The sequence below is a fragment of the Chryseobacterium sp. HR92 genome (assembly GCF_045689405.1).
Lineage (GTDB): Bacteria > Bacteroidota > Bacteroidia > Flavobacteriales > Weeksellaceae > Chryseobacterium > Chryseobacterium viscerum_A.
This window is the reverse complement of record NZ_CP139139.1, coordinates 3465343-3478763: the sequence shown is the minus strand read 5'-3', so window position 1 is coordinate 3478763 and position 13421 is coordinate 3465343. Positions and strand designations below refer to the sequence as shown.

Annotated in this window: 17 protein-coding genes; 3 read left to right on the top strand and 14 right to left on the bottom strand. The window is 36.3% G+C overall.

From position 1 onward, the window contains the following. The first annotated feature begins 64 nt into the window (after positions 1 to 64). Both SFA27_RS15565 and SFA27_RS15560 read left to right on the top strand, forming a co-directional pair. Positions 65 to 937, top strand: coding sequence for a ChaN family lipoprotein (locus tag SFA27_RS15565; protein ID WP_407293331.1), 873 nt, complete (start codon positions 65 to 67; stop codon positions 935 to 937). 235 nt (positions 938 to 1172) lie between these two features. Beyond that, entirely contained in the window at positions 1173 to 1808 is a 636-nt protein-coding gene (locus tag SFA27_RS15560; RefSeq protein ID WP_407293329.1) for a peptide deformylase, read from the top strand. A gap of 169 nt (positions 1809 to 1977) precedes the next feature. Here SFA27_RS15560 and SFA27_RS15555 read toward each other — a convergent pair whose 3' ends face one another. The 3 genes from SFA27_RS15555 to SFA27_RS15545 are packed head-to-tail and all read right to left on the bottom strand — an operon-like array spanning position 1978 to position 3502. Beyond that, a complete protein-coding gene (locus SFA27_RS15555; RefSeq protein WP_047376901.1) occupies positions 1978 to 2403 on the bottom strand; it encodes an organic hydroperoxide resistance protein in 426 nt (141 codons plus the stop codon). Beyond that, on the bottom strand, positions 2404 to 2838 hold the full coding sequence (locus SFA27_RS15550; RefSeq protein ID WP_407293327.1) for a MarR family winged helix-turn-helix transcriptional regulator: 435 nt from the start codon (positions 2836 to 2838) through the stop codon (positions 2404 to 2406). Between the two features lie 31 nt (positions 2839 to 2869). Then, on the bottom strand, positions 2870 to 3502 hold the full coding sequence (locus SFA27_RS15545) for an NAD(P)H-dependent oxidoreductase (protein WP_407293325.1): 633 nt from the start codon (positions 3500 to 3502) through the stop codon (positions 2870 to 2872). Positions 3503 to 3760: 258 nt separating this feature from the next. Here SFA27_RS15545 and SFA27_RS15540 point away from each other — a divergent pair, with 258 nt between their 5' ends. Next, positions 3761 to 4513, top strand: coding sequence for an SDR family oxidoreductase (locus SFA27_RS15540; protein WP_407293323.1), 753 nt, complete (start codon positions 3761 to 3763; stop codon positions 4511 to 4513). 28 nt (positions 4514 to 4541) lie between these two features. Here SFA27_RS15540 and SFA27_RS15535 read toward each other — a convergent pair whose 3' ends face one another. The 11 genes from SFA27_RS15535 to SFA27_RS15485 all read right to left on the bottom strand — a co-directional run bounded on the left by SFA27_RS15535 (position 4542) and on the right by SFA27_RS15485 (position 13382). Next, positions 4542 to 4817, bottom strand: coding sequence for a hypothetical protein (locus SFA27_RS15535; RefSeq protein ID WP_407293321.1), 276 nt, complete (start codon positions 4815 to 4817; stop codon positions 4542 to 4544). Between the two features lie 105 nt (positions 4818 to 4922). Continuing rightward, the gene (locus tag SFA27_RS15530) at positions 4923 to 5882 is read right to left on the bottom strand and encodes a protein-glutamine glutaminase (RefSeq protein WP_264518410.1); all 960 of its coding nucleotides are present in this window, start codon (positions 5880 to 5882) and stop codon (positions 4923 to 4925) included. 515 nt (positions 5883 to 6397) lie between these two features. Further along, the gene (lipB, locus tag SFA27_RS15525) at positions 6398 to 7126 is read right to left on the bottom strand and encodes a lipoyl(octanoyl) transferase LipB (protein WP_407293318.1); all 729 of its coding nucleotides are present in this window, start codon (positions 7124 to 7126) and stop codon (positions 6398 to 6400) included. A 31-nt stretch (positions 7127 to 7157) separates the two neighbouring features. After that, positions 7158 to 7892: a tryptophan synthase subunit alpha gene (trpA, locus tag SFA27_RS15520; RefSeq protein WP_407293316.1), complete on the bottom strand. Its 735-nt coding sequence runs from the start codon at positions 7890 to 7892 to the stop codon at positions 7158 to 7160. Positions 7893 to 7981: 89 nt separating this feature from the next. Then, complete coding sequence (trpB, locus tag SFA27_RS15515; protein WP_407293314.1) at positions 7982 to 9160, bottom strand: tryptophan synthase subunit beta; 1179 nt, start codon at positions 9158 to 9160, stop codon at positions 7982 to 7984. A gap of 4 nt (positions 9161 to 9164) precedes the next feature. Then, the gene (locus SFA27_RS15510; RefSeq protein ID WP_407293312.1) at positions 9165 to 9710 is read right to left on the bottom strand and encodes a GNAT family N-acetyltransferase; all 546 of its coding nucleotides are present in this window, start codon (positions 9708 to 9710) and stop codon (positions 9165 to 9167) included. Next, positions 9707 to 10219 (bottom strand): hypothetical protein, encoded by a 513-nt coding sequence (locus SFA27_RS15505; RefSeq protein WP_264518405.1) that lies wholly within the window; start codon positions 10217 to 10219, stop codon positions 9707 to 9709. The genes SFA27_RS15510 and SFA27_RS15505 overlap by 4 nt, the downstream gene beginning before the upstream one ends. Positions 10220 to 10244: 25 nt before the next feature. Beyond that, complete coding sequence (locus SFA27_RS15500) at positions 10245 to 10925, bottom strand: phosphoribosylanthranilate isomerase (RefSeq protein ID WP_407293308.1); 681 nt, start codon at positions 10923 to 10925, stop codon at positions 10245 to 10247. A 20-nt stretch (positions 10926 to 10945) separates the two neighbouring features. After that, a complete protein-coding gene (gene trpC, locus SFA27_RS15495; protein WP_407293305.1) occupies positions 10946 to 11719 on the bottom strand; it encodes an indole-3-glycerol phosphate synthase TrpC in 774 nt (257 codons plus the stop codon). 32 nt (positions 11720 to 11751) lie between these two features. Further along, positions 11752 to 12738, bottom strand: a complete 987-nt coding sequence (gene trpD, locus SFA27_RS15490; RefSeq protein ID WP_407298175.1) for an anthranilate phosphoribosyltransferase — start codon at positions 12736 to 12738, stop codon at positions 11752 to 11754. 41 nt (positions 12739 to 12779) lie between these two features. Continuing rightward, a complete protein-coding gene (locus SFA27_RS15485) occupies positions 12780 to 13382 on the bottom strand; it encodes an anthranilate synthase component II (RefSeq protein WP_407293303.1) in 603 nt (200 codons plus the stop codon). Positions 13383 to 13421 lie beyond the last annotated feature (39 nt).

Below are 13421 nucleotides of genomic sequence, written 5' to 3'. Positions count from 1 at the left end.
TTTTATGACAAGTGATCTGCAGTGCCGGAATATTTGTGTAATTTGTGATTAAATATAAAATAAAATGAAAAATATTTTCATAGCGATACTGCTTGCCGGTTTCTGTTCTCTGAAGGCACAGGACTTTAAAGCTTATCAGTTTTATGATAAAAAAGGAAAGGAAGTAAAAACGGAAAAACTGGTGAAAGAACTGGCCGATTATGATGTGGTCTTTTTTGGTGAAAACCATAACAGTTCTATCAATCACTGGCTTCAGCTTAAAATTACAGAAGCGCTGTTTGCTAAAAAGAACGGACAGCTTATTTTAGGAGCTGAAATGTTTGAAAGAGACAATCAGACTCAGCTGGATCAATATTTAAACGGAAAATTTGATGCTAAAACATTCAAGGACTCTGCCCGTTTATGGAGCAATTATGCAACAGACTACAAGCCTTTGGTAGATTTTGCTAAAAACAAAAAATTGAATTTTATTGCTACCAATATCCCAAGGAAATATGCTTCCCAAACCGCTAAAGAAGGTCTTGAATCCCTGAATAAATTAAGTGAAAAAGAGAAAACTTATATTGCTCAGTTACCTATAAAAGTTACGTTAGATACTCCAGGATATCCGGAAATGAAAGCGATGATGGGAGATCATGCAGAAGGAACCAAAGTGATGAATTTTATTTCAGCCCAGGCAACGAAAGATGCTACCATGGCAGAATCTATTCTGAAAAACTTCCAGGCCGGAAAAACCTTTATCCATTATAACGGAAACTATCACAGTAAAGAATTTGGAGGAATCTATTGGTATATCAAACAGAAAAATCCTAATCTGAAAATGGCAGTGATCTCCGTTTTTGAATCAGAAGATCCCGAATTGAAAGTTCCCTCAAAAGACTATATCCCAACAGATTTTAATCTGATTATTCCGGGAGATATGACGAAGACTTTTTAATCTTATAAAAATGTCATTCTGACGAAGGAAGAATCTCACTGTTAATTTATTATAAGATTCTTCAATCCATTGCATTCCTTTCAGAATGACAAAAATCAATTACTTATATTGAATTCAATAGGAACGGGCTTTAGCCCGTTCATTTTTTTTATCAAAATTCCATCGGCTTTAGCCAAAACTTAAAATTCATGGATAAATAATCATTTTATTTACCTTTGTATAACATTCCAAAAACATGAAAAAAATATCCATTCTGCTAATCTTTTTTATCGGACTGATCAATGCCCAGAAACTTACTTCTAATGAAATTTCGGTAATCAATCAAGGTGATACAAATACCGCATTGCCAATCTATCAGACTACAGATACCAATCAGCATAAGACATTGCTGAATATTTCTTCAGAAATTGATCCTCTGGATCCGAATACAGCTGTTCTGGTAAAAAGAATGAAAGAGTCTCTTCTTTCAACAGACGGTGGAGTAGGAATTGCAGCGCCTCAGGTGGGTATCAATAGAAAGATCATTTGGGTACAGCGTTTTGACAAAGAAGGAACCCCGCTGGAATACTTCATCAATCCGGTCATTGTATGGCATTCCGATCTACAGAATTTTGGCCCTGAAGGAGATCTCTCTATTCCGGATTTCAGAGATCAGTTTTACAGAAGTAAGGTGATTCAGCTGGAGTATGTGGATTTGAAAGGCCAGAAATATTCTGAAATTGTAGAAGGATTTACAGCCGTTATTTTCCAGCATGAGATCGATCACCTTTTCGGTATTCTGATTTCCGATAAAAAAGAAAAAGAGAAAAATGATTCTTATAAAAAAGTAGATGCTTATCAGAAAAGTGATGTAAATAAAGACAGAAGATGATGATGAATTATAAATTATAAATAATGAATTATGAATGATGACGAACTGTTACTAAAAATATCCTCAATCATCTGTGTCCATCTGCGAAATCTGTGGTTAAAAATTAAAAAAGGAGCTGTTTCAAGTAGAAACAGCTCCTTTCATTATAACTATGCTTAAAAAAATTGGATTAATCGTTGTTGGTTACTGAAAGCTTCACCTCCATATTATTTCTGGTTGCATTAGAATAAGGACAGATCTGGTGTGCCTTTTCTGTTAATTCCTGAGCTTCTTCAATAGAAACTCCAGGGATGTTCACATCCAGTTCTGCTGCCAATCCGAAACCTCCATTTTCAATTTGGCCAATGCTCACCTGTGCAGTAACTGTTGTTTCTCCGGTTTTCACTTTAGAAAGACTGATTACTCTGTTCAAAGCGCTGTCGAAACAAGCTGAATATCCGGCTGCAAAAAGCATTTCAGGATTCGCAAAATCATCATTGGCTCCTCCCAGTGCTTTTGGCATTCTTACTTCAAGATCTAAAACTCCGTTTTCACTTTTTACATGTCCGTTTCTGCCTCCTTGAGCAGTTACTTGAGTGGTATATAGCGTTTTCATTTATTTTTCTATTTTGTTTAATATTTTTAGTACTGTGTCTTTAAGATGCAGCAGTTCTTCCGGCTGTATACCCAGTCTTTCCTGAATTTTTCCCGGAATTTCACATGCTCTTTGCTGAAGCTTTTTCCCAGCCTCATCTAAAAATACTTCAACCACTCTTTCGTCCTCTTTTTTTCTTTTTCTGATAATAAATCCTTTAGACTCCAGTCTTTTAAGAAGAGGTGTCAAAGTACCGCTGTCCAGAAACAGTTTTTCTCCAATGTGGGTTACTGTAAGCCCGTCTCCGTCCCATAATACCATCATAACAAGGTACTGTGGATACGTTATGTCCAGTTCATCGAGAAAAGGACGGTAAAGTCCTGTAATCTCTTTGGCAATCACATACAGCGGAAAGCAAATCTGATTTTCTAGTTTGGGTGTTTTCGGATTTTCCATAAGTTTGAGTACGAAAGATTCGATGAAGGTATTACTTTTTTATGATAAATTCATCCATTGGAATTCTGACTTTTTTCATAGAAGAAAGCCAGTCATTAGCTTCGTCACGGTATCCAAGATATAAAAGACTAACACTTTTTAATCCTAGTTCTTTTAATCCCAGTACTTCATCCACTACAGCATTGTTGAATCCTTCTGCCGGAGTACTGTCGATTTTAAGTTCTGCTGCCTGTGCCAGAGCGATTCCTAAGGCAATATAAGTCTGACGGGCAGTATGCGCAAAATGTTCCTCAGGGGTCTGTGCGCCATACATTTCTTTGATTTTGTCAGTATAGCTTCCGAAACGGCCTCTTGGAAGGTCTCTTACATCGGTATGATAATCATAAACTTTGTCAATTTTTTCATTAGAATAGCTGTCCCATGCTGCAAATACCAAAACGTGAGAAGAATCTCTCATTACTTCAGGGTTTAAAGCACCTGCTACCATTTTTTCTTTTAGTTCCTGATTTTCTACCACAATGATTCGGAATGGTTGTAATCCGGATGAAGTAGGAGCCAGTCTTGCTGATTCTAAAATAGTATTAAGGTCTTCCTGTGAAATTTTTTTGTTCGGGTCATAAGCTTTTACAGCATGTCTCCAGTTTAGATTTTCTATTAATGACATTTTTCTTTTTGTTTTAAATTAAACTACTTGACGGTTATTGAACTTCCTGTTTTTGATGTTGAAGTAAAATAACAGTACAAATGTATAAACAATTAAATTGTGCGCAATTTAATTTTGAAAGATTTTATTTATGAGAATTATTGATAAACTAAAATAGGGAAGAAAGTAAAAAATTTCTTTTATCCATTTCCGCATGATTCGGATTTTTTAAGACTGTCTCTATTCCAATCTTTGCAGGAGAAATTTAAACTAAAAACAATGCAGAGATTTAAAAACAAAACCGCTTTAATTACCGGGGGAACCAATGGAATGGGTTTGGCCACTGCTCAGAAATTTATCGAAGAAGGAGGCTCAGCCATTATCACAGGAAGGAGTGAAGAGACGGTGAACATTGCCCTGGAAAAACTTGGAGAAAATGCTTTTGGAATTGTTTCTAATGCAGGAAATATAAAAGATCTGATGAATCTTCAGCAGGAAGTCAGAAAACATACTGAACATATTGATCTTGTCTTTGCCAATGCCGGATACGGAAAATTTGCTCCTGTAGAATATGTGGATGAAAACCAATTTGACGATCTTTTTAATCTACTGGTAAAAGGTCCGTTTTTTACAGTACAGCAATTATTGCCATTGATGAAAAGGGGAAGCTCTGTTATTTTTAATACTTCTGTAGCGACAGAGATTGCAATGCCTAATTTTTCGGTGTATTCTGCGGCCAAATCAGCAGTGCAGTCTTTCATTAAAACGTTTGCTGTAGAACTTACAGAACGCGGTATCCGTGTCAACGGAGTGAGTCCGGGACATATTAAAACCAATATTTTTAATAACACAGGATTAACCGGAGAACAGATTGAAAGTGCCATTGAGGATATTATTCCTACGATTCCTTTTAAAAGACAAGGAGAACCATCAGAAATAGCCAATGTAGTTCTGTTTCTTGCTTCAGAAGATGCTTCCTATATTCATGGAGCTGAAGTAAAAGTAGATGCCGGAATTTCTGTGATCAGATAATGACAGACTATTTTAGAGAGATTAAAGATTATTTGACCTCTTTGATTTCTTTGATGATATTGGTTTTATTTTCAATACCAATATTATAAGTCTTGCTTTTCTTAAAGCTTTGAGTTGCCTTTTCTATAAGAGTCTTGTAATCAGGTGATTTTTTTGAAATATAAAATACCTGAGCACTGATCCCTATGGCGACACGTACCACTTCATTCGGCTTGTCCGGATCTTCAGTGATATTTGAAATAGTGGCATTATTATACCAGGTTAAATTCTGTGAACTGGAATTACCGGAACAGGATGTAATCATAATAAAAAGTAATAATAGATAGGACCAGGCTTTCATAAGGAAAAGTATTAAGTAAAAAGCTCCTGCAATGTATCAAAATAAATGCAGGAGCTCTATATAAATTAGTTAAAATCCACAGCTTCCTACGCTAGGTGCAGGAGAAGGAGAACATCCGGAAAGGGATGAGAATATGTTTAATACACAATTGGTATTTACGTAGTTGTTATCATACAGTAAAGAACCTGATGGACTTCTGTAGTAAACGTTTCCTGCTGTATTGGCAAAAGAAGATACAGACGCAGATCCACAGCTTGTGTTTGTACATGCAGCTCTCCATGCCGTATCAGTTACCGGTCCGCTGGAGAATAATGATGGATCAATGATTCTTTTCTCAACAATTCCGGAAGCATTTTTAAAGCTTACCAATATCGCTACATGATATACCCATGATACGCAGCATGTTCCTGTAGATGCTCTCAGGTTACCATACACGAATTGTTTTTCACAATCATATCCTGCATTCAATAGTATTTGTCTCATCTTGTGAGCTCTTGCGTAGCAGCCATCCACAGGGTATCTGAATGTGATACAAGGGGAAGAAGCTGTAGAAGTTCCGCAAGCCTGATTTTTAATTTGGGTAAACAGACTGTTTAACGTTGCAAGATTAGGAATAACACTGACTGCTTTTTTGCTGTCACCTCTCTCTTCTTTATTGAATACAGACTTGAAATAACGGATGTCATCAGCTGTTGCTTTGTCTACTTTTGCGATTTCGTTAGAATTGGCCTTCAGGAAAATATGAACGGGAGTTTCGTTTTCTACAGCATCCTGGATCATGGAGATAAATCCCGCATTTTCCTTAGTATCTTTAATGAGATACGGCTGAGCCGAAACCATAAATGAAACTTTAAACTTTCCATCTTCTTTTTCAATCCCTACCGGGACAGTTTTGCCGAAATCTTTCATTGCAATTTCGTTTGACTCTTTAGCTACTAGATTAGGATCCTGATTGGCATTGGAATCTGAACAGGCATTGAATGACAGCATCGTCACGAATACCATCATGGATAACAGAAATTTTTTCATAGTTTTTATATTTTGGTGTTAATTTGTAGTGAACTTTATAATGATGATAGTTCACTATTTTGTGATATTAAAAGTAATAAAAATTAAAATATATGCAAGGCTTTTTTTCAAAAAAACACATAATTATGTTATATTTTTAATTTTATGATATTGAAAATGATGAAAAACTAATGATTATGATGATGAATTCAGAGAAATAAGAAATTTTTAAAATTGTGAGTTTTCTGATTTTCATGGGGGGTGGATTCCTACGGAATGAACAAGGCTAATAATGATATGTACTAAAGCATTAGTATTTTAAGGTAGATTATCCATCTATATTGTCCATTCCGCAGGAATCTAAACTTTTATTTTATCCTCATTTATTATCACAAGCTTTCTGTGTCTGGATTCCTGTGGAATGACAAACGTTGTGGATAGTCTAAGCGAATAAAAATAAATCATCATAAAACTAAAAAACCAGTTTCAATACCTGAAACTGGTTTTTATGATCACTATATATTAATCTGTACCGATTATTTATAAATCAGTTCTGCCTGGAAAACGTCTGCAAAATGTTTTCTGATTTTTGCTTTCAATTCTTCCATTTCTTCAGGAGTAAGTTCTCTTTCAAGTTCTCTTTTCAGGGAGGTAACCTGCTTGTCTTTAATACCACATGGAATAATGTATTCAAAATAACGCATGTCCGTATTTACATTCAATGCAAAACCATGAAGGGTAACCCATCGTGAAGCTTTCACACCCATAGCACACATTTTTCTGGCATAAGGTTTTCCAACATCCAGCCATACTCCTGTTTCTCCCGGAGAGCGTTCTCCCTTAATGCCATACTCGGCAATGGTTCTGATAATCACTTCTTCCAGATTCCTCATATATAAATGAATGTCTGTAAAAAAGTTTTCAAGATCCAGAATAGGATAGCCTACAACCTGCCCGTAACCATGATACGTAATATCTCCGCCACGGTTTACCTTTACGAAAGTGGCATCAATTTCTTTTAATTTATCAATACCGGCAAGCATATTTTCTTCATGTCCGCTTTTTCCTAAAGTATACACATGAGGATGCTCTACAAAAAGAAGGTGGTTGGGAGTAGTAATATGTTGTTCCACAGGAAGATCCCTGTTTTTTATTTTGGTGTCAATGATGTTTTTCATCAGCTGCTCCTGATAATCCCAGGCTGGCTGATATTCTCTGACCCCTAAATCTTCAAATTCTACTGATTTATTTTGATTTGTATTCATTTCAATTTTTGATATACAAATTTAGTGAATTTTAGGCTTTGATGGAATGGATAAAATCTATGGCACTTTTCTTCCAGTCTCTATCCTGAAGCAGAATATTCACAAAGGCTGTTCCTATGATACCGCCATCCGCTTTTTCTGTTACATTTTCAAAATCCTCTTTCGATTTAATTCCGAATCCGATCATCACAGGATTTTTAAGCGGAAGAGATGCTATTCTGGAAAGGTAGGATTCATTTTTTAAAACTGCATTTTCATTCCCCGTTGTGGAGGAAGAGCTTACCGCATACAGGAAACCTGAACTTAAAGAATCCAGATACACCATCCTTTCATCAGAAGTTTCCGGAGTGACCAGAAAGGTGAAATTAAGATTATACTGCTTTATGACAGACTGATAATTTTTCTCAAACTCGATAGGAGGGAGGTCGGGAAGAATCAATCCTGAAACACCGCTTTCAGAACATGCTGCACAGAATTTTTCAAACCCGAAACTCAGTACAGGGTTGATATAACCCATCAGAATAATCGGAATTCTGATCTCATTTTTGATGGCTTTTAATTGGGATAACAGTTTTTCAATGGTCATTCCGTTTTGTAAAGCCAGTTCATGAGCTTTCTGAATCACCGGTCCGTCTGCCACAGGGTCAGAATAAGGCATTCCGATTTCGATCATATCTGCCCCGGAATCCTGAATAAGTTGTATAATATCAGCAGTATCTTCCAATTGCGGAATTCCTGCTGTGAAGTATATATTTAGTTTTTTCATTTTTTTATTGTATTGATGTATTCATGTAAAATGTATTTATGATCAGGTTTTATCTGTTAAAGTCATTTTACATTAATACTTTTTACATTTTACAAATTCTTCAGATACGTTTCCATATCCTTATCTCCACGGCCGCTCAGGCAAATAACAACAACATCGTTTTCTCCAAATTTCTTCTTGTCCAGAACAGCCAGAGCATGAGAACTTTCCAATGCCGGAATAATGCCTTCCAGTTTGGTTAATTCAAAAGCACATTTTAAAGCTTCATCGTCATTAATGCTAAAAAATTCTGCTCTTTTTTCTTTAAATAAATGGGCATGAAAAGGCCCGATTCCCGGATAATCCAGTCCTGCGGAGATAGAATGAGGCTCTATCACCTGGCCGTCTTCCGTCTGCATTACAAGACTTTTACTTCCGTGAAGTACACCCAGAGTTCCTAGAAATGTAGTAGCCGCAGATTTTCCGGAATCTACTCCCAGACCGCCGGCTTCAGCGGCAATGATTTTCACTGCTTTTTCCTCTACAAAATGATAGAAAGTACCTGCTGCATTGCTTCCTCCGCCTACACAGGCAATCACATAATCCGGGTTTTCTCTACCAATTTTTTCCTTAAGCTGTTCTTTAATTTCTTTTGAAATGATGCTCTGAAATCTCGCTACAAGATCCGGAAAAGGATGAGGTCCTACTACACTTCCGATTACATAATGAGTTGTCAGAGGATTGTTGATCCAGTCTCTTAATGCTTCATTCACGGCATCTTTAAGGGTTTTTGATCCTGAAGTGGCTGGTACAACTTCTGCACCCAGCATTTTCATTCTTGCAACATTCGGAGCTTGTCTCTGGATGTCAATTTCTCCCATATAGACGATGCATTCCAAACCAAGCAAAGCACATGCTGTAGCAGTAGCGACACCATGTTGTCCGGCTCCGGTTTCAGCAATAATTCTGGTTTTTCCAAGGCGTTTTGCCAATAGAACCTGTCCCAGAGCATTATTGATCTTATGAGCTCCGGTATGGTTGAGGTCTTCGCGTTTTAAATAAATCTGAGTCTGGTATTTCTGACTTAGGTTTTTAGCAAAATATAGCGGTGTGGCACGGCCCACATAGTTTTTCAGCAAATCCTGATATTCAGCCTGAAAATCGTCAGATTCTATAATTTCAAGATAGTTTTTTTGTAATTCTTCTACATTAGGATAGAGCATTTCGGGGATAAAAGCACCTCCAAACTCTCCATAATATCCGTTTTCATCGGGGTTTTTATAATTCATTTTTTTATTCTTTAGTAATTAAATAAGCATTATTCTGCGCGCTTAGCTGATTGAGCAGTTCTTTTGTTTCCTGTGAAGCATTAAAAATCAAAATATCATCATCTTCAGAATTCACCCATTCAGAACCGATACTTTCTTTGATCATTTTGGCTTTGTCATGAAGAATTTCAATTGAACACTTTTCATAAAAAGGACGGAGATCCGAATGACAAAATCCAATAGTGTCCTTATTTCTCTGAATCGCATTTTCCTTGAAATTACGGACTAAAGCAGTTCCATACCCTTTCTTTTTATGAGTGGAAACAAGTCCTACAGCTTCAGCAAAGGAGTAGCTGGTTCCAGCTATTTTTAACGTAAAATCAAAATTTACACGGATAACTGCTAGTATATTTTCATCTGTATCCAGCATAAAATGAAATTCCGAATCTTTGAAAAAAGTCCGGAAATAGGCAGACTTCATGGTATTCCAGGCAGAGATATCCCAAAGCAGCAAGATATGTTCGATCTCTTTTTCCGTTAAATCCTTAGTTTCTTTTATCTGATATTTCATGGGTTTAAACTATTAATAAATGTAAGATGATAATCGTATTGTTGTTTGGTAATCAGTTTTTTATAATGTAATAATTCTATTTTATGCATTAAATCAATTAAGGTTGCTTTATCTATTTTGGATTGGTACATGGTAATTGCAATTTCCAGGTTGTCAATCAGATAATAAGAATCAGAGTCTTCATACAGCAGAAATATTTTAGCATAAATCAATCCTAAGTCATATTTGATAACTGATCTTACATGGTTTTCCAGAAATTTATCTGAAATAACAACAAGATAGTAGCTGTTCCATAAACTGATTCTTTCAAAAAAATACTGGATATCACTTTCCTGAAAATCTTTAATAATATCAATGAACTCAGACAATAATCCGCCAACTTCCCAATGCTCTATATTGCCATCATTCTGAGCAACAAAATGGTACAGAGCCTGTATTTTTTCATTCCCGAATTTAGGAGGAAATAAGGTTTTATAAAATGTCTTTTTTAGCAAGTGTATGTTCATCATTGTGTTTTTTTAGTTGTTATATCTTTTACTGATATAGGTTTTTAAATTTTTTTATACGGTCAATATCCTTATTTCCAGGTTCCGTTTCAAATTTTGAATTGATATCTAAAACAAAAGGCTGCTGTTGCAAAGCCTTGATATTTCCGATGTTTTCTTCTGAAATACCACCACTTAAAAAGTAGGGCAGTGGAATCTTAAATTCATTCAGAATATTCCAGTCAAACTGTTTTCCCGTTCCACCGAATGCTTTCCCATCTGTATCAAACAGATAGTAGGTGATAGGCTGTAGGTTGCAGGTTGCAGGCTGCTGACTGAAGGTTTGCAGTATTCTGTTTTTGGTTTCTGAATCATTGCTTCCTATCCTTATTACTTTAATGATCTTGACTTCAGGATCCAGTTTTTGTCTTAATTCAGCAATGAAACGATCACTTTCGTCGCCATGAAGCTGGACAAAATTTAATCCTGCTTTTTGAACAATCTGTAGAATGATGTCTGCTTTTTCATTTACGAAAATCCCGGTTTTCCCTTGATGATCAATAGCAGATATCTTTTCCAGGCTCAGATGATGCAAAACATATCTCGGTGATTTTTCATAGAAGATAAAACCAAGGAAATCTACATTCATGGCCATCAGCTCTTGAATCTGGTTCAATTGTGTTAAACCACATACTTTGAGTTTAGGAGTGCTGGAAGGTTGCTGGTTCATGATCAGATATTATTGATAGATTAAATTTGTACTGAGAAGTTTTCAAATGCTTTAGCCGGATTCGTATTCTTCATGAAATATTCTCCCATCAGGAAGCCGTCAAATCCTTTTTCTTTTAAAAACTGAAAATCTTCAAGATTGTAAATACCACTTTCTGCTACAGATAAAACTTCTTTTGGAAGCAGGTTTTTCAATTGAACAGAGTGCTGCAGATCCACTTTGAAATCCTTAAGGTTTCTGTTGTTGATTCCCACAAGGTCAATTTTTGAATTACAATGTTTCAGTTCATCTTCCGAATGGATTTCCAGTAAAACTTCCATATCCAGTTCATGGGCAAGTGCTGTGAATTCCTCTACCTGAGCAGGTGAAAGGCAGGAAGCGATCAGTAAAATGACATCAGCCCCGATACTTTTAGCTTCATAGAATTGGTATTCATCAATCATAAAATCTTTACGGAGAATCGGAATTTTAATATCATTTCTTACACTTAGAATGTCATTTAAATTTCCTCCAAAAAAATCATGATCAGTAAGGATAGAAATTCCGCTGGCTCCAAAACTTTCATAAGCTGAAACCACTTCTAAGGGCTCTGCACTATTGTTGATAATCCCTTTGGAAGGAGATTGTCTTTTAAATTCAGCAATGATCCCGTTTTTATTTATGATGGATTCTTTCAGAGAATATGTAGGCCTTTCAAAAAAGGCTGTGCTTTTTAATCGGTCAAGAGATATACGTAATTTTGCTCCTGCAACTTCCTCTTTTTTTCGTTCAATAATTTTATCCAGTATAGTCATTTTTTGTGTTTAAATTGAATCAATGGTGAATTTTAATTAATCAAAAGATTAAAACTTTTCAATGCTTTTCCACTTTGCAGACTTTCCTTAGCCAGTAGAAGGCAATCATCATACGTTCCGAATTGATGAGTGTTATGAAGAGCTACCGAAGCATTTGCCAAAATCACGGAATTTTGTTGTTCCGTACCTTTTCCTTCCAGAATATTCATAAATATTTTTGCCGTTTCCCGGATGGAGGTTCCGGCCTTAATATCTTCCAGCGTTACCGGTTTGAAACCTAAATCTTCTGCAGAATAGATTTCTTCCCCGTTTTTTGTAATGATCTTGCTGTCATCGGTAAGGCTTATTTCATCATATCCGTCAAGACCATGTACCAGGATAAACTCACGTTCTTCTTTTTGCAGCAGATACTGGTAAATTCTTGCAATTTCCAGATTGTACACTCCAATCATTGAATACCTTGGTTTTGCAGGATTAACCAATGGCCCCAAAAGATTAAAAAATGTTCTTAGTCCCAAAGATTTTCTCAATAATCCAACTGATTGCAGCGCAGGATGGAAATGAGGTGCATGTAAAAAGCAGATGTTTGCTCTTTCAAGATCTTCATTCAATTGTTCTGAATCATTTTTGAACTGATATCCCAGTTCTTCCAGCACATTGGATGAACCCGTAGTAGTGGAAGCTCCATAATTTCCATGTTTGGTTACCTTCTGTCCGGCTCCGGCCACCACAAAGCTTGCTAATGTTGATATATTGATGGTATCTTTTCCATCACCTCCTGTTCCCACAATGTCAATGGCATTACTTGCATCTATGTGTGCAGGAACAGCCATCTGAAGCAGAGCCTCTCTGAAGCCTTCCACTTCCTTCAGGGTAATATTTCTCATCAGGAACACACTGATAAAGGCTGTAACCTCTGCGGCATTGAATTTATTCTGTGCAATCTCAATCATGGTAGCTTTAGCTTCTGATTTTGATAACGTATTATGATTGAACAGATATTGCAGTATTTCTTTCATTTGTGGAGTTTTTATTGTTGTTGAAGGGATCTCTAAGGTTTTCATGACAATAGAAAATTTTTAATGATTACTTCTCCTTCAGGTGTTAAAATACTTTCTGGGTGAAACTGTACTCCATGTACATCATAGGTTTTGTGCTGTAAAGCCATGATCATACCGTCTTTATCTACAGCTGTGATTTCCAGTTCTTCCGGGAAACCTTCGGGATTTACTGCCCAGCTGTGGTATCTGCCCACTTCCAGTCCTGAGCTTAGATCTTTGAATAATTTCGTATTCTCTTTTACCAGTTCAGTAGTTGTTGCTACTCCGTGGAAGATCTCAGTCAGGTTAATAAGATTTCCCCCGAAAGCTTCAGCGATAGCTTGCTGTCCGAGACATACTCCAAGAATACTTTTCGTAGGAGCATACTCTTTAATAAGGTCTAATAAAATACCTGCTTCTTCAGGAATCCCAGGTCCTGGAGAGAGAATGATTTTGTCATATTTTCCAATCTCTTCCAAAGTAATTTCATCATTTCTTACCACATCCACTCTTTGATTCAGAATTCTTTCGATAATCTGGACGAGGTTGTAAGTGAAGCTGTCATAGTTATCAAAAACGAGAACTTTTAGTGGTGGCTGCTGAGTGTTTATATTGTTGTTCATTTCTTTTTTTTGTTAGGTTGTTTTTTTGCTAGTTGCTAG